Genomic DNA, 23,449 nt, shown 5'->3' with positions numbered 1-23,449 from the left:
ACCCGGGGGGCATCGTGCGTGGTGGCAGGGGCAGTGGAAGTGGCAGTGGAAGGGGAGGCGATGGTGTTCAGACCGCCCAGTGCGGCGTGTCGGTGATGGTGAGCACGGCCGCGCTGCACAGCCATCCCGGACCCTGGGAGAACAGCAGGACGTTGTCGCCCGGGCCCACCTCGCGCGTGCGCACCAGGTGCTCCAGGGAGATGAACACGTCGGCGCCGCCCACGTGCCCGACCGTTCTGCCGAAGTCCCAGCTGCACTCCGCCATGGTCAGCCCGAGCGGCAGCATGATCGAGTACTCGATCATCCGGCCGTCCATGTTGATCGGCACCACCTTGGTGAGGTCGGACGCGTTCAGACCGGCGTCGACCAGCGACCGGTGGATCATGTCCAGGCCGAACAGGGTCAGCTTCTCCATCGTCTCCGACAGCGGCATCCGCTCGCTGAACTGCTCGGCCCGCTCGACCATGCCGGCCACCGTCCCGGTGTCCTCGCGCAGCAGCAGCGGCCCGTCCCCGCGGTGCCACGACTCCAGCTCGTGCAGCACCCCCGAGTTGAGGGAGCGCACCTCGGCGAAGCCCCCCTCGTCGCTCACCAGCACCGCGGCCGCGCCGTCGCCGAGGATGTACGCCTGGCCGAAGCCCTTCCAGCGGTCCATCTGCGGCGAGGAGAAGTTCTCGCCCGTCGTCAGCAGCACCGAGCCCGCCCCGGCGGCCCCGGTGAGCTTGCCGATCGCCACCTCCAGGGCGCTGAGCATGCCGTCGCAGCCCTGCTGCAGGTAGAGCGCGGGAATGTTGCCCAGCCCCAGCTCCCGCAGGATGTAGCCGGGCGGGTAGGCGCCGTCGGGGCCCTGGTAGTGGACGGCGCTGTGGATGTACGCCCCGAGGTCCTCGGGGTCGGTCTTCGAGCGCCCCAGCGTGGTCCGCGCCGCCGCCACGACCATGTCCATGGCCGGCACGTCACCGGCGACATGCGTGCCCGTCAGCCCGTTCGCCGCCTGGATCTCGCCGTCCAGCCTCCCTTCGGCCACGGCCTGCAGGGCGTCGGCCCACTCGGGCAGCACGACGCCCAGCGATTCGATGTGCACGTTCTCGACCCTCATCTGCCTTCTTCTCCTCTTCCGCCTTGGGGCGTTGTCTGTCATGCGGCGTCATGACGGCGGACCTCCCGCGTCACGACGGCGCCGGGCGGCGCGGCACCACCGTCGGGTGCCGCACCGCCCGGCCTGGGGGATCCCGCCTCAACGGGCCTGTCGGACCGCCTGGTTCAGCGGGCGAGCAGCTCCTTCTTCAGATGGCGGGCGAGCCCGGCCGGCGTGGCGAAGTCGAACACCACGGCCGCCGACAGCGGCAGCCCGGTCGCCTCGACCAGCGCGTTGCGCGCGGTGAGCGCCGTCAGCGAGTCGAAGCCGAGCTCCCGGGTCTCGCCGTCCGGCGGCACCTGGGCGCCGCCGGAGAGTCCGAGGGAGGCGGCGAAGTGCCCGCACACCAGGTCGATGAGGGACTGCTCCTGCTCCGCGTCCGACAGGGCCGCCAGCCGGTGCCGCAGCCCGGACGGGTCCGTCACCGCGTCACGGGCCACCCGGCGGCCCGCACCGCGCACCAGACCGCGCCGCAGCGCGGCCGAGCCGGTGAGCGGGCCGGGCGAACCGGTGCCGCCCAGCGGGGTGCGCGCGGCGACGACCGCGGGCAGCCCCAGCGAGCGCGCCGCGTCGAAGAGGTCGAGGGCCTCACCCGAGGCGAGATCGGCACCGCGCACCGACACGGCCGGCACACCGGCGGCCCGCAGCCGCACCGCCCACGCGTCGAGGAACGCGCCGGCGGCCTCGGCGACCAGCCCGGGGGCGGCCGGCGAGGGGCCGGGGGAGCTGAGCACGAACGTGTCCACGTCCCCGGCCGCGAGCCCGTCACCGAGCGCGAGCGCGGTGTCGACGACCGGCCGCAGCACCGCGTCGACATCGCCGTCGGGGCCCTCGGAGGCGAGGTGCACGGCCGCCGCGAACAGCACGGCCGAAGGACCGGCCGCCCGCAGCGGGCGCACGGACGCCACCGGGTCCGCCGCGTCCCACCCGGCCACGGACGCGCCCGGCACCTCTGCCCCCGCGGCGGCCTCCGGTCCCGCGGTGTCGGCCAGCAGCACCTCACGCGAGCCGAGTCCGGCCGACAGGCGTCCGACCGGTGCGGCCGCCCCGGCCCGCACCACCAGCAGCGGGCCCGTGCCGCGCGGGGCGGGCACCGGCGAGCCGGTCCCGGGCCCGACGCGGGCGAGGCGCGGCACCCGCACCGTACGGCCGCGCAGCGCCAGCCGGGGCTCGCCCGAGGCCACCGCGTCCGGCAGGACGCGCCAGGCCCGCTTGGAGGCGTCCGTGTCGACCAGGACGAAACGGCCGGGGGCCCGGTCCTGCGCCGCGCCGACCAGCCCCCACAGGGCGGCGGCCGGCAGATCCGGCACCGCGGCGTCCTCCCCGGCGGGCACCGCGCCGCGGGTCACCACGACCAGACGGCTGTCCGCGAACAGCGGATCACCCCACCGGCGCGCCCACTCCAGGCCTTCGCGCACGGCGCCGCGCACCGCGTCCGCGGCCTCCGCCCCGCTCCCGGCGCCCGGGGCGGGGGAGACGACCACGACGTGCGGCGGCGCGCCGCCGTCCGAGACGGCCTTCGCGAGGGTGCCGAGGTCCGGATAGGTCTCCGAGTAGCGCCCGGCGGCCATCAGGCCGGCACGGACCCGCAACGGATCGTCCCCGACCACCGCCCACCGCTCGTCCCCGTGCCGCGCGGCCGGCGTGAGCCGCACGTCGTCCCACACCTGGGTGAACAGGCCGTCCTGCTGAAGGGCCGAGGCCCGGGCCGGGGCGGAGCGGGCCAGCCCCCCGGAGGCCACCGACTCCACGCTCAGTACGGGATCCCCGGCCGCGTCGGCGGCCTCGATGCCGAACCCGCCGTCGGGGCGCGGCCGAACCCGTACCCGCAGCACCGACGCCCCGGAGGCGTACAGCGTCACCCCGTGCCAGGAGTCCGGCCACCACAGGCCGTCGGCGTCCGGCGCGGGCGCCTGGACCGACGGATCCACTCGGGTGTGCAGGAGCAGGGGCCGTACCACCGCGTCCAGCAGGGCCGGGTGCAGTCCGAACAGGGCGCCCTGCTCCCGGCTGTCGTCGGGGAGCGCGACCTCGGCGAACAGCTCACCGTCGCGCCGCCACACCGTCCGCAGCTCCCGCGGCACGCCGTCGCCGGGATCGGACGGCAGCTCCTCGAAGGGGACGCGCCGGGACCCCGCGGGCGGCCACACGGCCGGCTCACCCGGGTCGTCGGGGCCGGGCAGGCCGGGCGCGAGGGTGCCGGACGCGTGCCGGGTCCAGGGCCGTCCGGCCGCGCCCTCGCCGTCCCGCCGGGCGTGCACGGTCACGGGACGCAGGCCCTCGTCACCGGCGGCCCCGACACTCACCCGCAGCTGGACGCCGTCCCGCTCGGGCAGCACCAGCGGTTCCCCGGTGCTCAGTTCCACCAGATGCCCGCAGCCGACGTGCTCCCCGGCGTGCAGCACCAGTTCGGTGAGGACCGCGGGCGCCACGACGGCCCGGCCGGCCACCGTGCGCGAGGCCGGCACCGTGTTCCCGCCGCCCTCGAGCCGGCCCGCGAACAGCACGCCGTCCCCGCCGGGCAGCTCGATCGCGGCCTGCAGCAGCGGGTGCGCACCGTCCACCAGGCCGAGTTCCAGGGCCCCTTCGTAGACCCGCGAGGACCGCTCCGCCGTCTGGGCCCGGCGCCACAGCAGCCGGCCGGGCAGCCCGGCCAGCCGCTTGCGGGCGATCTTCCCGGCGGGGTTGCGGGGGATCTCGTCGACCTCGTACAGCTCCTCGGGCAGCTTGAACGCCGACAGCTCCGCGCGGCACGCGGCCAGGACCGTCTCCGTGTCGATGCCGCCCGGGCCGCGCACCAGGTACGCCACCGGCACCTCGCCGAGCGTGTCGTGCGGCAGTGCGCCCACGGCCGCGTCCGCGACGCCCTCCACCCGGCCCAGCACCTTCTCGATCTCGCCCGGGTGGATGTTCTCGCCGCCGCGGATGATGAGTTCCTTCAGCCGGCCGCTGATCGTGACGTATCCGGCCCCGTCCTGCCAGGCGATGTCGCCGGTGCGGTACCAGCCGTCGCTCAGCACGGAGGCCGTCGCCTCCTCCTGGCGGTGGTAGCCGAGCATCAGCGCGGGGCTGGAGACCCACACCTCGCCCTCCGCGCCGCCGGGCACCTCCTCCCCGGTGCGGGGGTCCGTCAGGCGCAGTGTCAGCCCCGGCACGGGCAGCCCGCAGGAGCCCGGCACGTACGGGCCCTGGGGGAGGTTGGTGGTGATCGCGCCGCCGGTCTCGGTGCTGCCGTAACTGTCCAGCAGGGGCAGGCCGAACGCGGCGCGGAACGACTCGTGCAGCGACACCGGGCAGGAGGAGCCCGCGACCATGCACAGCCGGAGGTCCGCCAGGGCGTCGAAGCCGTCGGACCGGGCCTGTTCGACCATGTGGTGGTACATCGTGGGCACCCCGACGAGGAACGTGGAGCGCTCCTCCCGGGCCGTGCGCAGGATCTCGTCCGCGGCCAGCCCGTCGGTGATCCGGGCCGTCGCGCCGACCGCCACCACCCCGAGCACGCACACGTTGTGCGCGACGGCGTGGAACAGCGGCATCGGCCACAGCACCCGGTCCTCGGGCGACAGCCCGAGGACCGGGGCGGTGCAGGCGCCGGTCGCCCACAGCGACGACCGCTGGGTGGAGACCACGCCCTTGGGACGGCCCGTGGTGCCGGACGTGTAGAGCATCCACGCCGGCTCGTCCAGACCCAGGTCGTCGCGCGGGGGATGACGTATCGACCAGGTCGTCGCCAGCGTCTCGTAACGCGGCAGGCCGTGGTCCTCGCCGGGGCCCGAGGGATCCGGGACGACCACCACCGCGACCCCCGGACGGTCGACCAGGACCCGCCGCACCTGCGGCAGTTGGGCCACCCCGGTGATCACCATGCGGGCCGCGCAGTCGTCCAGCAGGAAGGACAGCTCGGCGTCGGTGGACTGCGGGTTGAGCGGCACACCGACCGCGCTCGCCCGCGTGATCGCCAGGTAACTCTCCACCGTCTCCACCCGGTTGGGCAGATAGATCACGGCCCGCGCCCCGCGCTGCAGACCCAGTTCGGCGAGGTGACCGGCCACCCGGGCGGTACGCAGGGCGAGTTCGGCGTACGTCACCGAACGGTGCGCGTCACGGAACGCGGGCTGCCGCGGCCGCCGCTCGGCGTGTTCGGCGAGCAGCTCGTGCAGCGGCCGGACGAGATCGGCACGGAACATGTCACTCACGCTCCTCGGACTCCCTGCGGTCAGGCGGCGGACGAGCGGTAGCGGCGCACCGCGAGCGTCCGGCACACCAGGGCGATGACGACCGACCAGCCCACGGACACCACCACGGCGTGCTCGGCGGGCCAGCCCGTCGTCGCGTGCAGCCCCGGGTTGCCGAACAGGTCACGGGCCGCCTGGACGGTGGCCGTGAGCGGGTTCCACTCCGCCGCGAAACGCAGCGGGGCCGGGAGCGTGGACGGTGCGACGAACGCGTTGGACAGGAAGGTCAGCGGGAACAGCCACAGGAAGTTGCCGGTCGCGGCGGCCTCCGGCGCGCGGACCGACAGACCGATGAGCACACCCACCCACGACAGGGCGTAGCCGAGCAGGAGCAGCAGCCCGAACGCCGCGGCCGCGTGCAGGAATCCGTGGTGGATGCGCCAGCCGACGATCAGGGCGCAGCCCACCATCACCACGATCACGGCGGAGTTCTGCACCAGGTCGGCCACCGCGCGGCCGGTCAGCAGCGCGCTGCGGGCCATGGGCAGTGAGCGGAACCGGTCGACCATGCCGCTCTTGAGGTCGTTGGCCATGCCCACGCTGCTGTTGCTGGCGGTCGCGAAGGCGATGGTCTGCGCGAAGAAGCCGGGCATCATGTACTCGCGGTAGGCCTCCGGGCCGCCCGCGCCGGGCAGCGCGAAGGAGCCCGCGAAGAGGTAGGCGAAGAGCAGGACGAACACGATCGGCTGCACGAGGCTGAGGACCAGCACCTCGGGGATGCGGATCATCCTGATCATGTTGCGCCGGGTGATCACGACCACGTCGTGGATCGCCTTCGCCGCGGACGCGGGGCGCAGGGCGTCCCCGTCGCGGGACTGTACCGCCCATGCCACGGTCATCACTCCTTCTCGTTCGACGCGCCGGCCGAGGCCATCACGGGCTCGGACCGGTCACCGCGGGGCGGGTCCGTCAGGGCCAGGAACACCTCGTCGAGGGTGGGCTGGCGCAGGCTGATGTCACTGATCTCGATCCCGGCGCCGGCCAGGGCGCCGATGACCTCGGTCAGCAGGTGCACGCCGCCGTCCACCGGCGCGGAGACCAGTGACCTGGCCCGGTCCACGTCGGGTGCGCGGGTGCTGAAGCGGCCCAGCAGCGCGGCGGCGCCCGCGATCTGCTCGGCGCGCTCCACGACGATCTCGATCTGCTGCCGGCTGGTGCGGGTCTTGAGCTCGCGCGGTGTGCCCTGGGCGATGATCCGGCCCTGGTCGACGACGGCGATGTCCCGGGCGAGGCGGTCGGCCTCCTCCAGGTACTGCGTGGTCAGCAGCAGGGTGGTGCCCGCGTCGACCAGCCGGTCGATGGCCTCCCACAGCAGCAGGCGGCTGGTGGGGTCGAGGCCCACCGACGGCTCGTCGAGGAACATCACCGACGGCCGCACCACCAGCGCGCACGCCAGATCGAGCCGGCGGCGCATGCCGCCCGAGTACGTGGTGGACACCCGGTCGGCGGCCCCGGTCAGCTCGAACTGCGCGAGCAGCTCCTCACCCCGCCGCCGGGCCGCGCCGCTCCGCATGCCGTACAACTCGCCGATCATGCGCAGGTTCTCACGGCCCGTCAGCCGGTCGTCGACGGCCGCGAACTGACCGGACAGCCCGATCGACCGGCGTACCAGGTCCGGGGCGCGGACCACGTCGTGGCCCGCGACCGTGGCGGTGCCCGCGTCGGGGCGCAGCAGGGTGGTGAGCACCCGGACCGCGGTGGTCTTGCCCGCCCCGTTGGGGCCCAGCAGACCCAGCACGGTGCCCTCCGGGACCGTGAGACTGACTCCGTCGAGAGCCCGGATCTTCCCGAAGGTCTTGACGAGGCCCTCAGCGTGGATGGCGCCCGGCATGGCTTCTCCGTCCTGTTTCTGCGTTCGGTGGGACTTCGTCAGTTCGCGGAGATCAGCTTCAGCTCGGGGTGGGCGGTGCCGCCCGCGATCGCGGTGGACGAGATGTGGGAGACGACCCGCTCGTCGACCGGGTCGTTCGCCGGGTCGTCGTTGACCTTGAGGTGCTCGTACGTCGTGGAGCGCTGCGCGGGCACCCGCCCGGCACCGCGGATCAGCGTGAGCAGCTCCACCAGGTTGGAGCGGTGCTTGGCGCCGGCCGAGGAGACGACGTTCTCCTCCAGCATCACCGAGCCGAGGTCGTCCGCGCCGTAGTGCAGGGTCAGCTGGCCCGCCTCCTTGCCGGTGGTCAGCCAGGAGCCCTGGATGTGACGGACGTTGTCGAGGAACAGGCGCGCGACGGCGATCATCCGTACGTACTCGAAGAGTGTGGCCTGCGTGCGGCCCTTGAGGTGGTTGTTCTCGGGCTGGTAGGTGTACGGGATGAAGGCGCGGAAACCGCCGGTGCGGTCCTGTACGTCGCGGATCATGCGCATGTGCTCGATGCGCTCGGCGTTGGTCTCGCCGGTGCCCATGAGCATGGTGGAGGTGGATTCGACGCCCAGGCCGTGCGCGATCTCCATGATCTCCAGCCAGCGTTCGCCGGACTCCTTGAGCGGGGCGATGGCCTTGCGCGGGCGGGCGGGCAGCAGTTCGGCGCCGGCGCCCGCGAAGGAGTCCAGGCCCGCCTGGTGGATGCGGGTGATGGCCTCCTCCACGCCGACCTTGGAGATCCGGGCCATGTGCTCGACCTCGGAGGCGCCCAGCGAGTGGATGACCAGCTGGGGGAAGTTCTCCTTGATCGCGGAGAAGTGCTTCTCGTAGTACTCGACGCCGTAGTCGGGGTGGTGGCCGCCCTGGAACATGATCTGGGTGCCGCCGAGTTCGACGGTCTCCGCGCAGCGGCGCAGGATGTCGTCGAGGTCGCGGGTCCAGCCCTTGGCGGTGTCCTTCGGCGCGGCGTAGAAGGCGCAGAACTTGCACGCCGTGACGCACACGTTGGTGTAGTTGATGTTCCGCTCGATGATGTACGTCGCGATGTGCTCGGTACCGGCGTACTTGCGGCGGCGTACGGCGTCGGCGGCGGCGCCCAGCGCGTGCAGCGGAGCGTCACGGTAGAGGTCGAGGGCCTCTTCCGGGGTGATGCGCCCGCCTTCGGCGGCACGGTCGAGGACGGACTGCAACGGGGACGGGGTAGGTCGGGGCATGGTGCCGGCCTTTCCGGGGCTGTGGATGGTCTTCCTGGTCATGGCGGGGGTGTCACGGAGAGTCGGTGTCCAGCAGGCGCACGGCCACGTCGGCGGGGAAGCCCTCCGCCGCACCGCCGACCCGGCGGGCGAACTCCCGGATACCGGCCAGCTGTTCGGCGCCGAGCCGGAAGTCGAGCGCCTCCGTGTAGTACCGCTCCAGCGTTCCGGCGTCGAACTCCTCCCACTGGGAGGCCTGTTCGCTCACCTCGGTCACCTCGCGCAACGACAGGTCCCGGGAGGCCAGCAGATCGGCATGGACCTGGCGGACCAGAGCGGGTTCGCGGGCGAGGAAGTCGCGGCGCGCCGCGAACACGGCGAACACGAACGGGAGGCCGGTCCACTCCTTCCACATCCGGCCCAGGTCGTGGACCTGGAGGCCGAGTCCGGGAGCCTCGTGCAGCGCGGCACTGAGCGCCACGTCACCGATGATGACCGCCGCGCGGGCCTCGGACAGCATCGTGCGCAGGTCAGGCGGCCGCACCACGTACTCGGGACGGACACCTACCTTCTCCTCCAGCAGCAGCCGGGCCAGCCGCACCGAGGTCCGGCTGGTCGAACCCAGCGCGACCCGCTCGCCGTCCAGCTGCTCCAGCGGCACCTGACTGAGGATCAAGCACGACATGACGTCGCCGTCGCTGCCCACCGCGATGTCCGGCAGGGCCACCAGATCGTCGGCGTGCCGCAGGAACTCGACCAGGCTGATGGGCCCGATGTCCAGATCACCGGCGGCCAGCGCCTGGTTGAGGCCGTCCGGGCTGTCCGTGCGCAGATCCAGGTCGAGCAGGCTGCCGGTACGGGCCAGCCCCCAGAACAGCGGCAGGCAGTTGAGGAACTCGATGTGCCCGACTCGGGGGCGGCGACGTTTGGTGCGCAGCGCCGACGACGGTTCTGCGACGAGTGGTTCGGTCATCTGTGGACGCTCCCGGAGCGGGTCGGAGAAGGGGCGGCGGGGCGTACTCGGTGCCCGGCGCACGGAACGAGGAGGGACAAAGGAGGGTGAGCGACGCGCCGGGAAGAACACCCGGCGCCCGCCTGGACGTGTACGGCCCTGCCCGGCAGCCCGCGCCGGCCCTACGCCCCGCGGGCGACCGTCGCCGTGAAGTGCTCGGTGAGGACGGCGAGGACGTCCGCCGCCCGCTCGGTGAGATAGAAGTGACCGCCGGGGAACACCTGCAGCGTGCTGCCGCCGAGCGTGTGACCCTCCCAGGCGCGCGCCTCGTCCAGCGAGGTCTTCGGGTCGTCGTCGCCGACCAGCACCGTCACCGGGCAGCGCACGGTGTCGTCCGGCGCGGCCAGATAGGTCTCGACGGCCGTGTAATCGTTACGGATCGCCGGCAGCACCATGCGCAGCAGCTCCTCGTCGTCGAGGAGCCGGCTGTCGGTACCGCTGAGCGCACGGATCTCGGCGATCAGCCGGTCGTCACCGAGGGTGTGCACCCGCTCGTCCCGGGTCCGCGACGGCGCCCTGCGCCCCGACGCGAACAGCCGCACCGGCCCGGTCCCGGACCGCTCCAGACGCCGGGCCACCTCGAAGGCGACCACCGCTCCCATGCTGTGCCCGAAGAACGTCAACGGCCGGTCCTGCCGGCCCCGCAGGGCCTCGGCCACCCGGTCGGCGAGCTCGGCGACCGAGGTCAGACCCGGCTCGTGACGCCGGTCCTGCCGGCCCGGGTACTGCACCGCGACCACGTCGACAGCGGGACTGAGAGCCGCGGCGACCGGCAGGTAGAAACTGGCGGAACCCCCCGCGTGCGGAAAGCACACCAGACGCTCGGCCGCCTCGGGAGCGGGACGGAAACTGCGGATCCACAGATCGTCCGCGGGACTTGGACTCATGAGACGCGGATGTCCTTCCGGGAAATCGGCGCACCCGGCACAGGGGCCGGTGGGCGGTGCGGAACTGGCTGCGGGGCGGCGGAGCCTCAGGCGCTCTCCGCCTCCGGACCCCACACCTCGACGGAGTCGGCGACACGGCGCACATGGATGCACTCGCCGGGGCACTCCTTGGCGGAGTCGGCGACGTCCGGCAGAAGCTCCAGGGGGATCCGCGTGGTGGCACGCGGTTCCTGCAGGAGCTCGTCGTCCTCGTCTTTCACATAGGCGATGCCGTCCACGTCCAGTTCGAACACCTCGGGCGCGTACTGGGCACAGATACCGTCACCGGTGCACAGCTCATGGTCGATCCAGACCTCGAAGGCCTGCTCGCCGGTCGTCTGCTCGGACATGTCCACCTGCCTGCCGATCGTGTCGTGAGACCGCGCACCGGGGCACGCGGGGTGAAGGGGGGAGGGAAGGCCGGGACGGGACACACCGTCCGCCACGGCCCGGCGCGTCAGACACGCATCGGCTGCGGCTCGTCGCGGCGGGTGCGGTCCGGACCGTCGTACTCGCGGATGATCTCGTAGCGGGTGTTGCGCTCCACGGGACGGAAGCCGGCGTCGCGGATCAGGTCGAGCAGGTCCTCGCGGGTCAGCTTGTTCGGGGTGCCGTAGTTGTCCGCGTCGTGCGTGATCTTGTACTCGACGACCGAGCCGTCCATGTCGTCCGCGCCGTGCTGCAGGGCGAGCTGCGCGGTGTGCAGACCGTGCATGACCCAGAAGACCTTGACGTGCGGGACGTTGTCGAACAGCAGCCGGGAGACCGCGAAGATCTTCAGCGCCTCGGTGCCGGTCGCCATCTGGGTGCGCGCCTGCAGCTTGTTGCGGACCTTGCCGTCCTTCATGTCCACGAAGTCGTGCTGGTAGCGCAGCGGGATGAAGACCTGGAAACCGCCGGTCTCGTCCTGCAGCTCACGCAGCCTCAGGACGTGGTCGACCCGGTGGCGGGGCTCCTCGATGTGCCCGTACAGCATGGTGCACGGCGTCTTGAGGCCCTTGGAGTGCGCCAGACGGTGGATGCGCGACCAGTCCTCCCAGTGGGTGCGGTGGTCGACGATGTGCTGACGCACCTCCCAGTCGAAGATCTCCGCGCCGCCACCGGTCAGCGACTCCAGACCGGCGTCGATCAGCTCGTCCAGGACCTCCGAGGCGGGCAGCCCGGAGATCGTCTCGAAGTGATGGATCTCCGTCGCCGTGAACGCCTTGATCGACACGTTCGGCAGCGCCTTCTTCAGCTCCCGCAGCGAACGCGGGTAGTAACGCCAAGGAAGCGTCGGGTGCAGCCCGTTGACGATGTGCAGCTCCGAGAGATGCTCGCTCTCCATCGTCTTGGCGAGACGGACCGCCTCCTCGATGCGCATCGTGTACGCGTCCATCTCGCCCGGCTTGCGCTGGAACGAGCAGTAGGCGCACGACGCGGTGCACACGTTCGTCATGTTGAGGTGACGGTTGACGTTGAAGTGGACCACGTCACCGTTCTTGACCGTGCGCGCATGGTGCGCGAGCTCGCCCAGCCAGGCCAGCTCGTCCGACTCGTACAACGCGATGCCGTCCTCGCGGGACAGCCGTTCACCGGAGTAGACCTTCTCCTCCAGCTCACGCTTGAGCCCTGCGTCCATTACCGGGGAACCTCCTCGGTCAGTGCCTGGCGGCACACGTAGTGAGTGCGAGTACGCGGATGGCACGTAACTCGTCTGCGGGCCCCGGCCGAGCCACCCGTCTTCGCGGACGGCTCGCACCGCCGTGGATCCGGCAGGGCGGAACTGGTACGGAGCCGCGCCACCCGACCCAGGCCGGCCGGACCGCCCTTCACGGACGGACCCGAACCCTCCTGGAGACAACGGCACATGGACCGCTCCCCGACCGGAACACAGGGGATCCGGCCACGTCGGATGAGGCTCCCTCATCTTCGCGGAGGACAGTCTGGGGAAAACCCCACACCCACTCCGGCTTTCCTGGAGGGGGCGCGCGAGAGCGCCGCCACCGGATCACTCACGGCAGAGAATGAGGCGGGCCGCATGACGTCACGACTGACCCTGGCGCACTCCCCGTGCCCCAACGACACGTTCGTCTTCCACGCGCTGACCCACGGCCTGCTCCCCGGCGCCCCCGAGACCGACGTGCGCCTGGCCGACATCGACGTCACCAACGGGCTCGCCGAACGCGGCGAACTGGACGTCCTCAAGGTGTCCTACGGCGTCCTGCCGCACGTACTCGACACCTACGCCCTGCTGCCGTGCGGCGGCGCCGTCGGCCGCGGCTGCGGACCCCTCGTCCTGCGCCGGCAGGCCGGCCCGGCCGCCGGTCTCAGCGGCGCCCGCGTCGCCGTACCCAGCACCAGTTCCACGGCCTACCTCCTCTTCCGCCTCTGGGCGGCCCGCGCCGTCCCCGGCGGCGTCGGCGAGATCGTCGTCCTGCCCTTCCACGAGATCATGCCCGCCGTCCGCGACGGCCTCGTCGACGCCGGCCTCGTCATCCACGAGGCCCGCTTCACCTACCGCCACTACGGCCTGCACAGCGTCGCCGACCTGGGCGAGGAGTGGGAGAAGGAGACGACCCTGCCCGTCCCGCTCGGCGCCATCATCGCCCGCCGCACCCTCGGCGCCACCCGCCTCACCGCCCTCGCCGACGCCGTCCGCGCCTCCGTCCGCGCCGCCTGGGACACCCCCGCCGCCTCCCGCCCCTACGTCCTGGAGCACGCCCAGGAACTGGCCACGGACGTCGTCGACCAGCACATCGAGCTCTACGTCAACTCCTTCACCGCGGAACTCGGCGACGAAGGCCACGCCGCCGTACGCGAACTCCTCGGCCGCAGCGCCGACCTCGGCCTGCTGCCCGCCGTACCCGACGGCGCCCTCGACTTCCCCTAGGCCCCCCGGTGCCCGGCCCGGCCAACGCTAGGGGATCTCTTAGAGCCGGTCACCGCAGGTCCGGAAGCCACCCCCGGCCCTCCGCATAATCGGCCCCAGGCCGCCCCCACCCGTCCGGGACCGCCACCGCCCGCGCCACCGACCCACCACCGGCGACACCACCGGGCCCCGCTGCCGAAGGGAACCGATCCGTGACCGAGGACAGGCTCCGCGAACTTCACGAGTTCCTGAAGCGCGTCACCGCAGACCTCCAACGCACGCGCAACCGCCTGCACCAGGTCGAGTCGAGGGCCACGGAACCCATCGCCATCGTCTCCATGAGCTGCCGCTACCCGGGCGGCGTCCGCACCCCCGAAGACCTCTGGCACCTCGTGGACACCGCGACCGACGGCGTCTCCGACTTCCCCGAGGACCGCGGCTGGTCCGTCGACACCCTCTACGACCCCGACCCCGACCACCCCGGCACCTGCTACACCCGCACCGGCGGATTCCTGCACGACGCCGCCGACTTCGACGCCGACTTCTTCGGCATGTCACCCCGCGAAGCCCTCGCCACCGACCCCCAGCAGCGCCTGCTCCTGGAGGTCACCTGGGAGGCGATGGAACGCGCCGGACTGCGCCCCGCCGACCTCAAGGGCACCGCCACCGGCGTCTTCGCGGGCGTCATGTACAACGACTACGGCTCACGGTTCCCCGAACCGCCCGAAGGACTCGACGGCTACATCGGCAACGGCAGCGCCGCCAGCATCGCCTCCGGCCGCATCGCCTACACCTTCGGCTTCGAGGGCCCCGCCATCACGGTGGACACCGCCTGCTCCTCCTCCCTGGTCGCCCTGCACCTCGCCGTCCAGGCCCTGCGCGCCGGCGAGTGCGACCTCGCCCTCGCCGGCGGCGTCGCCGTCATGTCCACCCCCGTCACCTTCATGGAGTTCAGCCGCCAGCGCGGACTGTCCGCCGACGGCCGCTGCAAGTCCTACGCGGACGCCGCCGACGGCACCGGCTGGGGCGAGGGCGTCGGCATGCTCCTCCTGGAACGCCTCTCGGACGCCCGGCGGGCCGGCCACGACGTCCTCGCGGTCATCCGCGGCTCCGCCGTCAACCAGGACGGCGCGAGCAGCGGCCTCACCGCCCCCAACGGCCCCTCCCAGCAACGCGTCATCCGCGCCGCGCTCGCCGCCGCCGACCTCCGGCCGGGCGACGTCGACGCCGTCGAGGGACACGGCACCGGCACCACCCTCGGCGACCCCATCGAGGCCCAGGCCCTGCTGGCCACCTACGGCCAGGACCGGCCCGCCGACCGCCCCCTGTGGCTCGGCTCGCTCAAGTCGAACATCGGCCACACCCAGGCCGCCGCCGGCGTCGGCGGCGTCATCAAGATGGTGCAGGCCCTGCAGCACCGGCGGCTGCCCCGCACCCTCCACGTCGACCAGCCGTCCACCACCGTCGACTGGACGGAGGGCAACGTCCGCCTGCTGACGTCACCGGTCGAGTGGACCGACCCGGGCCGGCCCCGCCGGGCCGGCGTCTCCGCGTTCGGCGTCAGCGGCACCAACGCCCACGTCATCGTCGAACAGGCGCCCCCCGCCGAACCGGCCGCCGACCAGAACGCCGACGCGCCCGCCGACACGAACGACGCCCCGGCCGGGACCCGCACCGCCCCCCGCCCACCGGCCATGCCCTGGCTGCTGTCCGCACAGACCCCCCAGGCCCTCCAGGCCCAGGCCCGCACACTCCTCACCCACCTCGGCACCCACCCCGACGGCGACGGCGACCACGCCGTGGCACACGCCCTCTCCACCACACGCTCCGTCTTCGACCACCGCGCCGTCGTCCTCGGCGACGACCACGACGCCCTGATCCGCGGCCTCGACGCCGTCGCGAACGGCACCACCGCCCCCGAGGCCGTCACCGGCACGGCCCGCCGCGGCGGAGGAAGACTCGCCTTCCTCTTCTCCGGCCAGGGCGCCCAACGCCTCGGCATGGGGCGGGAGTTGTACGACGCGTATCCGGTGTTCGCGGAGGCGTTCGATGCGGTGTGCGCGTACCTCGGCGAGGGGCTGCGGGAGGTGGTGTTCGGTGAGGACGCCGACCTGCTGAATCAGACCGCCTGGACGCAGCCCGCGCTGTTCGCCATCGAGGTGGCGCTGTTCCGGCTGGTGGAGTCGTGGGGTGTGCGTCCCGACTTCCTGGTCGGCCACTCGGTGGGTGAACTGGCCGCCGCGCACGTGGCCGGGGTGTTCTCCCTGGAGGACGCCTGCCGTCTGGTGTCGGCGCGCGGCCGCTTGATGCAGGAACTCCCGGCCGGTGGTGCGATGTTCGCGCTGGAGGCGGCGGAGGACGAAGTCCTCCCGCTGCTGACGGAGGGGGTGTCGGTCGCGGCGGTCAACGGCCCGCGCTCGGTGGTCGTCTCCGGCGCCGAGACCGACGCCTCCGCCCTCGCCCAGCAGATCGCCGCCCTGGGCCGCCGCACCTCCCGCCTCCGCGTCTCGCACGCCTTCCACTCGCCGCTGATGGAACCGATGCTGGCCGAGTTCCGCACGGTCGCCGAGAGCGTGACCTACGAACAGCCGCGTCTGGCGGTCGTCTCGAACCTGACCGGACAGGTCGCCGGAGCAGGAGAGTTGGGCTCACCCGAGTACTGGGTGCGGCACGTCCGCGAGGCCGTACGGTTCGCCGACGGGATCGCCTGGCTCGAAGGACGCGGCGTACGCCGGTTCGTCGAACTCGGCCCCGACGCCACCCTCACCGCCCTCGCCCAGGCCGCCGTCTCCGGCGACGACGACCTCCTGTTCACATCCGTCCTGCGCAAGGACCGCCCCGAACCGCTCACGGCGCTCGGCACGGCCGCCACCCTCCACACCCGCGGCGTCACCGTCGACTGGGCCGCCGTGATCCAGGGCGGCGACCAGCCGCCGGTCACCCTGCCCACCTACGCCTTCCAGCGCACGCGCTACTGGCTCGACCCCGTCTCCAAGGACACCACCAGGACGACGGGACACCCCCTGCTCGGCACCACCCTCGCGCTCGCCGGCTCACACACCGTCGTCTCCACCGGACGCCTCTCGCGCCGCGCCCAGCCCTGGCTCGCCGACCACACCGCCTTCGGCACATCGCTCGTACCTGCCGCGGTCTTCACGGACCTCGCCCTGCACGCCGGTTCCCGGCTCGGCAGCCCGCACCTGGCCGAACTCACCGTGGACCTGCCCCTCGTCCTCTCCGAGACCGGCGAGACCGAGATCCAGACCGTGGTCGAGGGCACCGAGGACGACGGCCGGTGGACGTTCACCGCGCACTCCCGCCCCGCCGACCCCACCGACGCCACGGGGGAGGGCCCCTGGCGCCAGCACGCACGAGGCGTCCTCGTACGGCAGCCGGACACCTCGCCGGCCCCCGAGCACCAGGACCCCGCCGCCTGGCCGCCCGCCGGAGCCGTCCCCCTCGACCTCGACGAGCTGTACCTCACCCTCGAGGACCACGACACCGTCCCCGGCACCGCCCTGCGCACCCTGACCGCCGCCTGGCGACTCGGCGACGAGGTGTACGCCGACGCCGTGCTGTCCGAGCCGCAGCGCACCGAGGCCGGTCACTTCGCCCTGCACCCCGCCCTCGTCGAGGGCGCCCTCCTCGCCCTGTCCGCGACCGGACACCCCGCACCCCACGCCCTGTCCTGGACCGGCCTCACCCTGCACGCCACGGCCGCCGAGTCCGTACGCGTCCGGATCCGCCCCCGCCCGGACGGCACCGTCGCGCTGAGCCTCTTCGACACCACCGGCGCACCCGTCCTCAGCGCCGACGGACTGAGGACACGCACCCTCACCACGGCCGACCTGCCGGCCCCGGACACCGCGGACGACGACCTCTTCGGCCTCGTCTGGACCGCCTCACCCGGACCGGTCCTGCCCCACACCCCCGAACTCGCCGTCCACACCGGCCTCGACGACCTCCTCGCCGCCCGCCGCGTACCCGAGGTCGTCGCCGTCCCCTTCCACACCCCCCTCGACGACCGCACGCCGACCGCCGAAGCCGTCCGCACCGCCACCACCACCGCACTCACCCTGCTGCAGACCTGGCTGACGGACGACCGTCTCACCGGCTCCCGCCTGCTCCTGCTCACCTCGGGCGCCGTCGCCGCGGCCGCCGGCGAGACCGCCGACGACCTGCCCGCCGCGGCCGTCCGCGGACTCGTACGCTCCGCCCAGGCGGAGCACCCCGGCCGCTTCCTGCTCCTGGACACCGACACCCCCGAACCCGACCCCCGCACCCTCGCCGAGGCACTGCGCCACGACGAGCCCGACCTCGCCCTGCGCGACGGCCGGGTCCTGCTGCCCCGCCTCACCCGCACCGCTGCCCGGCCGGCCGATCGGACACCGGCATTCGACCCCGAGCGCACCGTCCTGGTCACCGGAGGCACCGGCACCGTCGGCGCCGCCACCGTCCGCCACCTGGTGACCGAGCACGGCGCACGCCACCTCGTCCTCGCCGGACGCCGGGGCGCGGACGCCCCCGGCGCCCGCGAACTCGTCGCCGAGATGACCGAAGCGGGCGCCGACATCACCGTGGCCGCCTGCGACACCACCGACCGCGACGCCCTCGCCGCACTCCTGGACACCATCGCGCGCGACCATCCGCTCGGCGCCGTCGTCCACGCCGCCGGTGTGGCCGACGACGGCCTCATCACCTCCCTCACCCCCGAACGCCTCGACGCGGTCCTGCGCCCCAAGGTCGACGCCACGGTCCACCTCCACGAACTGACCCGCACCCTCGGCCTGACCGCCTTCGTCGTCTTCTCCTCGGCCGCCGCCACGCTCGGCAGCCCCGGCCAGGGCAACTACGTCGCGGCCAACTCCTTCCTGGACGCCTTCGCCGGACACCTCCGCGGACAGGGACACCCCGCCCTCTCCATCGGCTGGGGCCTGTGGGCCGCGGACAGCGGCATCACCGGACACCTGGACACCGCACAGCGCGGCCGCATCGACCGCAGCGGCATCGGCGCCCTGCCCACCCCGCAAGCCCTGGCCCTCTTCGACCGCTGCCTGTCCCACACCGGCGGCACCCCCCTGCCCCTGCGCGTCGACCTGCCCGCACTGCGCCGCAACGCGGCCGGACTTCCCCCCGTCCTGCGCTCCCTGGCCGGCCGCCCCCCGCTGCGCCGCGCCACCGGCGTAGGCGCCGGAACGGCGAGCGGCCCGGCACCCGCCGGCGGCACGCTCGCCGCGCTCCCCGAGGAACAGCGGCGAGCGGCTGTCCGCACCCTGGTCCGCACGACCGTCGCCGCCGTCCTCGGCCACAGCGACGACACGTCGATCAGCCTCGACCGCCCCTTCGCGGAGATGGGCTTCGACTCCCTCACCGCCATGGAGCTGCGCAACGCCTTCACCCGCGAGACCGGCCTCACCCTGCCCGCGACCCTGGTCTTCGACCACCCCACCCCGACCGCCGTCGCCGACCTCCTCCTCGCCGAACTCGCCACCCCCACCGAGCCGGAGCACGACGCACCCCGCACCCCCGCTGCACCCGCCGCCCTCGCCGACGACCCGATCGCGATCGTCGGCATGGGCTGCCGCTTCCCCGGCGGCGCCGAGAGCCCCGAACAGCTGTGGGACATGCTCCTCAAGGGCGTCGACGGCATCGGAGACTTCCCCGCCGACCGCGGCTGGGACCTGGCCGCCCTCTACGACCCGGACCCCGAGTCCCGGCGCCGCGGCACGACCTACACCCACCGCGGCGGCTTCCTCACCGACGTCGCCTCCTTCGACGCGGGTTTCTTCGGGATCTCGCCGCGTGAGGCCCTGGCGATGGATCCGCAGCAGCGTCTGCTGCTGGAGACGTCGTGGGAGGCCGTCGAGCGGGCCGGCATCGACCCCCGCACCCTGCGCGGTTCCCGCACCGGCGTCTTCACCGGCACCAACGGCCAGGACTACGCACACGTCCTGAGCACGGCCGACGCCGACACCGAGGGCTACCTCGGCACCGGCAACGCCGCGAGTGTCATCTCCGGCCGCATCTCCTACGTCCTGGGCCTCGAAGGCCCGGCGGTCACCGTCGACACCGCCTGCTCGGCATCCCTCGTCGCCCTGCACTGGGCGATCCGCGCGCTCACCTCGGGGGAGTGCTCGATGGCACTCGTCGGCGGAGTGACCGTGATGTCGACCCCGGCGGCCTTCGTCGAGTTCAGCCGCCAGCGCGGCCTCGCACCGGACGGGCGGTGCAAGGCGTTCGCGGAGGGTGCGGACGGTACGGGCTGGGGTGAGGGCGTCGGCGTCCTGCTCGTGGAACGGCTCTCGGACGCGCGCCGCAACAACCATCCCGTCCTGGCGGTGGTGCGTGGTTCGGCGGTGAACCAGGACGGCGCTTCGAACGGTCTGACGGCGCCGAACGGTCCGTCCCAACAGCGTGTCATCCGTGCGGCGTTGGCGAGTGCGGGCCTTACGCCGTCGGAGGTGGACGCGGTGGAGGCGCACGGCACCGGTACCTCGCTCGGTGACCCGATCGAGGCGCAGGCGCTGCTGGCCACGTACGGCAGGGACCGTGACGTTGAGCGGCCGTTGTGGCTGGGGTCGGTGAAGTCGAACATCGGTCACACGCAGGCGGCTGCGGGTGTGGCGGGTGTGATCAAGATGGTGGAGGCGATGCGCCACGGCGTGCTGCCGGCCACCCTCCACGTGGACGAGCCGTCGTCGCATGTCGACTGGGCGGCCGGTGACGTCAGGCTCCTGACGGAGTCCGTGGACTGGCCGGACACGGACCGTTCGCGCCGGGCCGCGGTCTCCGCCTTCGGGTTCAGCGGCACGAACGCCCACGTCGTCCTGGAACAGGCACCGGAGAACGTCACCGAGGAGAACACGGCCACCGCTCCCCGCCCCGCCCCCGTGACCAGCTGGGTCGTCTCCGGCCGCGGCACCGACGCCCTGCACGCCCAGGCCGCCGGACTGCTGGCCCATGTACAGGCCCGTCCGGACCTCGACCCCGTGGATGTGGGTTTGTCGCTGGTGCGGACCCGGTCGGTGTTCGAGAACCGTGCGGTGGTCCGGGGCGGCGACCGTGAGGAACTCCTCACGGGACTTGCCGCCCTCGCCCGCGGCGAGAACCTGCCCTCCGTGGCCCAGGGCCTGGCGACCGAGGGCAAGCTCGCCTTCCTCTTCTCCGGCCAGGGCGCGCAACGGCTGGGTATGGGGCGGGAGTTGTACGACGCGTATCCGGTGTTCGCGGAGGCGTTCGACGCGGTGTGCGCGCACCTCGACGAGGGGCTGCGGGGGGTGGTGTTCGGTGAGGACGCCGATCTCCTGAATCAGACCGCCTGGACGCAGCCAGCGCTGTTCGCGGTCGAGGTGGCGTTGTTCCGGTTGGTGGAGTCGTGGGGGATGAGCCCGGACTTCCTGGTCGGCCATTCGGTGGGTGAGCTGGCGGCCGCGCACGTGGCGGGGGTGTTCTCCCTGGAGGATGCGTGCCGTCTGGTGTCGGCGCGCGGTCGGCTGATGCAGGAACTCCCGGCCGGTGGTGCGATGTTCGCGCTGGAGGCGGCGGAGGACGAAGTCCTCCCGCTGCTGGCGGGCTGGGAGGCGGAGGTGTCGGTCGCGGCCGTGAACGGCCCGCGGTCGGTGGTCGTCTCGGGTGTCGAGGCGGTCGCGGAGGCCGTCGCCCAGCAGGTCGCCGCGCTGGGCCGCCGCACCTCGCGGCTGCGGGTCTCGCACGCTTTCCACTCGCCGTTGATGGAACCGATGCTGGTGGAGTTCCGTGCGGTCGCCGAGAGCGTGACCTACGAACTGCCGCGTCTGGCGGTCGTGTCGAACCTGACCGGGCAGGTCGCGGATGCGGGGGAGTTGGGCTCGCCCGAGTACTGGGTGCGGCATGTCCGTGAGGCGGTGCGGTTCGCCGACGGGATCTCCTGGCTGGCCGTGAACGGGGTGACCCGGTTCGTGGAGCTCGGCCCCGACGGCACCCTCACCACCCTCGCCCAGTCCGGCGTCTCCGACGACGGGAGCGTGCTGTTCGCGTCGGTGTTGCGCAAGGACCGGCCCGAGGCGGATGCCGTCGTGGCGGCGGTCTCGCGGGCGTTCACGCACGGAGTGGCTGTCGACTGGCCCGCTCTGCCGGCCGGTTCCGGCGCGACGGCCGTGGAGCTTCCGACGTACGCCTTCCAGCGTGAACGGTACTGGCCCCGACCGGCACAGGCCGCGGTCGAGCGGCGGGTCGAAGGCTGGCGCTACCGCGTCGGGTGGGAGACCGTTCCCACCCCGGCCGACCCCGCACCGGTGCCGGGCCGCTGGATCCTGCTCCAGCCCCCGGGCGACGACGCGCTCGCGGGGATCGAGGAGTTCGTCCCCGGCGTCGACCGGTTCACCTGCCCGGCGGAGACGGCCGACCGCGCCGGACTGGCACGGCTGCTGACACAGGCGGCCGAATGCGGGCTCGTCGCGGGCGTGTTGTCCTGCCTCGCCCCCGCCGGCGGAGCGCGGGTGACGACGGCGCTCGTCCAGGCACTGGGCGACGCCGGGCTGGCGGTTCCGGCGTGGACGGTGACGCACGGCGCGGTCTCGACGGGCGCGCCCGGCGAGGAGCCCGCCGACCCGAACCAGGCCGCGGTCTGGGGACTCGGCCGGGTCGCCGCGCTCGAACACCCCGACCGCTGGGGCGGCCTCGTGGACGTCCCCGCTGGACAGACCGACCGGCACACCCTCGCCGGGATCGCGTCCGCCCTCGTCAGCGGCGAGGACCAGCTCGCCGTACGCGAACCCGGACTGGTCGCCCGCCGACTGGCCCACGCCCCGTCCGCCACGGTCCCCGCCGTGTCCTGGACCCCGCGCGGCCGCGTCCTGGTGACCGGCGGCACGGGCGCCCTCGGCGGACGCCTCGCACACTGGCTGGTGGGCCGAGGCGCACGGGACCTCGTCCTGACGAGCCGCCGCGGAGCCCAGGCCCCCGGCGCCGCCGAACTGGCCGAGGAACTCCGGGACCTGGGCGCCGAGGTCACCCTCGAAGCCTGTGACATGGCGGACCGCGCCGAGGTCGGGGCCCTGCTGGAACGGCACCCGGTCGACGCGGTGTTCCACGCCGCCGGCCTGGGCGACGCCACACCGTTCGAGAAGACCGACGACCACCACCTCGCCGCGGTGCTGGCCGCGAAGGCGGTGGGTGCCGATCATCTCGACGCGCTGACGCGGGAGTCGGACCTGTCGGCGTTCGTGGTGTTCTCCTCGATCGCGGGTGTGTGGGGCAGTGGCGGGCAGTCGGCGTATGCCGCGGCCAACGCTCACCTCGATGCGCTGGTGGAGCGGCGCCGGGCCCGGGGTCTCGCGGGTACGGCGGTGGCCTGGGGGCCGTGGGGCGGGGGAGGGATGGTGTCGGACGAGGGCGCGGCGGAGTTGGTGCGCCGGGGACTGCGGGTGATGGATCCGGACCGGGCGCTTGCCGGGCTCGGGCGCGCCCTGGACGTCGCGGACACCACGGTGGTGGTGGCCGACGTCGACTGGGAGAAGTTCCTGCCCACGTTCACCGCCCGCCGCCCCAGCCCCCTGCTGACCGCCCTCCTCGAAGAGGCCGACACCACGGCGGCACGGCCCGCGACGGGCACGGAACCGGAGGCCAAGGGAGCGGCCCTGCGCAAGGAGCTCTCCGCGCTCTCCGAGACCGACCGCAGGACCGCGCTGCGGGACCTCGTACGCGACCGCGCGGCCTCGGTCCTGGGCCGCGCGAGCGGCGAGAGCGTGGCACCCGCCCAGGCCTTCCGCGACATCGGCTTCGACTCCCTCACGGCCGTCGAACTCCGCAACCAGCTCAACCAGGACACCGGACTGCGCCTGCCCAGCACCCTCGTCTACGACTACCCCACCCCCGGACACCTCGCCGATCACCTCGGCGCCGAACTCTTCCCCGCCGCGCCCACCCGCCCGGGCGGCCTGTTCGACCAGCCCGGCACGGCCGGCGACGACGAGGAGACCGCGCTGCGCAGGAGACTCTCGACCGTCCCGCTGGCCCGGCTGAAGGAGAGCGGCCTGCTCACCGCACTGCTGGCCCTCGCCGAACCGGACCGGCCCTCGCCATCGGAGGGGACGGCCCCTGATGCCCCCGGCGAGGCGACGGACGACGACCTGATCAGCACGATGGACGTCGACGACCTCGTCCAACTGGCCCTCGGCGACTCGGCTCCCTGACCGTGCAGCCCGCCGCCCACCCCGCCCGCCGAAGCCCGATGCAAGAACAGTGGAGCTGAGT

The 23,449-nt window shown here is 73.2% G+C and carries 11 protein-coding genes; 2 read left to right on the top strand and 9 right to left on the bottom strand.

All coding sequences use genetic code 11. From position 1 onward, the window contains the following. Nucleotides 1-67 precede the first annotated feature (67 nt). The 9 genes from OG776_RS00380 to mqnE form a co-directional block, all read right to left on the bottom strand. Nucleotides 68-1,099 carry a ketoacyl-ACP synthase III family protein gene (locus OG776_RS00380; RefSeq protein ID WP_148009949.1) on the bottom strand — a complete coding sequence of 344 codons (1,032 nt, stop codon included), beginning with the start codon at nt 1,097-1,099 and terminating at the stop codon, nt 68-70. A 164-nt stretch (nt 1,100-1,263) separates the two neighbouring features. After that, nucleotides 1,264-5,325, bottom strand: a complete 4,062-nt coding sequence (locus tag OG776_RS00375; RefSeq protein WP_329323617.1) for an AMP-binding protein — start codon at nt 5,323-5,325, stop codon at nt 1,264-1,266. A 29-nt stretch (nt 5,326-5,354) separates the two neighbouring features. Continuing rightward, a complete protein-coding gene (locus tag OG776_RS00370; RefSeq protein ID WP_148009948.1) occupies nt 5,355-6,212 on the bottom strand; it encodes an ABC transporter permease in 858 nt (285 codons plus the stop codon). Beyond that, the gene (locus tag OG776_RS00365; protein ID WP_148009947.1) at nt 6,212-7,204 is read right to left on the bottom strand and encodes an ATP-binding cassette domain-containing protein; all 993 of its coding nucleotides are present in this window, start codon (nt 7,202-7,204) and stop codon (nt 6,212-6,214) included. The genes OG776_RS00370 and OG776_RS00365 overlap by 1 nt, the downstream gene beginning before the upstream one ends. Nucleotides 7,205-7,242: 38 nt before the next feature. After that, on the bottom strand, nt 7,243-8,448 hold the full coding sequence (gene mqnC, locus OG776_RS00360; protein ID WP_329323616.1) for a cyclic dehypoxanthinyl futalosine synthase: 1,206 nt from the start codon (nt 8,446-8,448) through the stop codon (nt 7,243-7,245). Nucleotides 8,449-8,500: 52 nt separating this feature from the next. Continuing rightward, nucleotides 8,501-9,400, bottom strand: a complete 900-nt coding sequence (locus tag OG776_RS00355; protein WP_329318044.1) for a menaquinone biosynthetic enzyme MqnA/MqnD family protein — start codon at nt 9,398-9,400, stop codon at nt 8,501-8,503. A 161-nt stretch (nt 9,401-9,561) separates the two neighbouring features. Continuing rightward, on the bottom strand, nt 9,562-10,326 hold the full coding sequence (locus tag OG776_RS00350; RefSeq protein WP_148009942.1) for a thioesterase II family protein: 765 nt from the start codon (nt 10,324-10,326) through the stop codon (nt 9,562-9,564). 86 nt (nt 10,327-10,412) lie between these two features. Further along, nucleotides 10,413-10,715, bottom strand: coding sequence for a ferredoxin (locus tag OG776_RS00345; RefSeq protein ID WP_148009941.1), 303 nt, complete (start codon nt 10,713-10,715; stop codon nt 10,413-10,415). Nucleotides 10,716-10,822: 107 nt separating this feature from the next. Then, a complete protein-coding gene (mqnE, locus tag OG776_RS00340) occupies nt 10,823-11,986 on the bottom strand; it encodes an aminofutalosine synthase MqnE (RefSeq protein WP_148009940.1) in 1,164 nt (387 codons plus the stop codon). Nucleotides 11,987-12,385: 399 nt separating this feature from the next. On the opposite strand from mqnE, the gene OG776_RS00335 reads away from it, so the two are divergent. Together OG776_RS00335 and OG776_RS00330 are read left to right on the top strand one after the other, a co-directional pair. Further along, a complete protein-coding gene (locus OG776_RS00335; protein ID WP_329318040.1) occupies nt 12,386-13,237 on the top strand; it encodes a 1,4-dihydroxy-6-naphthoate synthase in 852 nt (283 codons plus the stop codon). 191 nt (nt 13,238-13,428) lie between these two features. Then, a complete protein-coding gene (locus OG776_RS00330) occupies nt 13,429-23,388 on the top strand; it encodes a type I polyketide synthase (protein WP_329318038.1) in 9,960 nt (3,319 codons plus the stop codon). Nucleotides 23,389-23,449: the final 61 nt, after the last annotated feature.

Origin of the sequence: Streptomyces sp. NBC_01689 (genome assembly GCF_036250675.1) — a bacterium.
GTDB lineage: Bacteria > Actinomycetota > Actinomycetes > Streptomycetales > Streptomycetaceae > Streptomyces.
Note: the sequence above shows the minus strand (reverse complement) of the source record. Positions and strands in the feature narration are given on the sequence as shown.

Bases quoted from the DNA above. Each gene is read 5' to 3' on its own strand.
- mqnC (WP_329323616.1), bottom strand. From the start codon at position 8,448: ATGCCCCGACCTACCCCGTCCCCGTTGCAGTCCGTCCTCGACCGTGCC.
- OG776_RS00380 (WP_148009949.1), bottom strand. From the start codon at position 1,099: ATGAGGGTCGAGAACGTGCACATCGAATCGCTGGGCGTCGTGCTGCCC.
- OG776_RS00375 (WP_329323617.1), bottom strand. From the start codon at position 5,325: ATGTTCCGTGCCGATCTCGTCCGGCCGCTGCACGAGCTGCTCGCCGAA.
- mqnE (WP_148009940.1), bottom strand. From the start codon at position 11,986: ATGGACGCAGGGCTCAAGCGTGAGCTGGAGGAGAAGGTCTACTCCGGT.
- OG776_RS00350 (WP_148009942.1), bottom strand. From the start codon at position 10,326: ATGAGTCCAAGTCCCGCGGACGATCTGTGGATCCGCAGTTTCCGTCCC.
- OG776_RS00335 (WP_329318040.1), top strand. From the start codon at position 12,386: ATGACGTCACGACTGACCCTGGCGCACTCCCCGTGCCCCAACGACACG.
- OG776_RS00370 (WP_148009948.1), bottom strand. From the start codon at position 6,212: ATGACCGTGGCATGGGCGGTACAGTCCCGCGACGGGGACGCCCTGCGC.
- OG776_RS00365 (WP_148009947.1), bottom strand. From the start codon at position 7,204: ATGCCGGGCGCCATCCACGCTGAGGGCCTCGTCAAGACCTTCGGGAAG.
- OG776_RS00355 (WP_329318044.1), bottom strand. From the start codon at position 9,400: ATGACCGAACCACTCGTCGCAGAACCGTCGTCGGCGCTGCGCACCAAA.
- OG776_RS00345 (WP_148009941.1), bottom strand. From the start codon at position 10,715: ATGTCCGAGCAGACGACCGGCGAGCAGGCCTTCGAGGTCTGGATCGAC.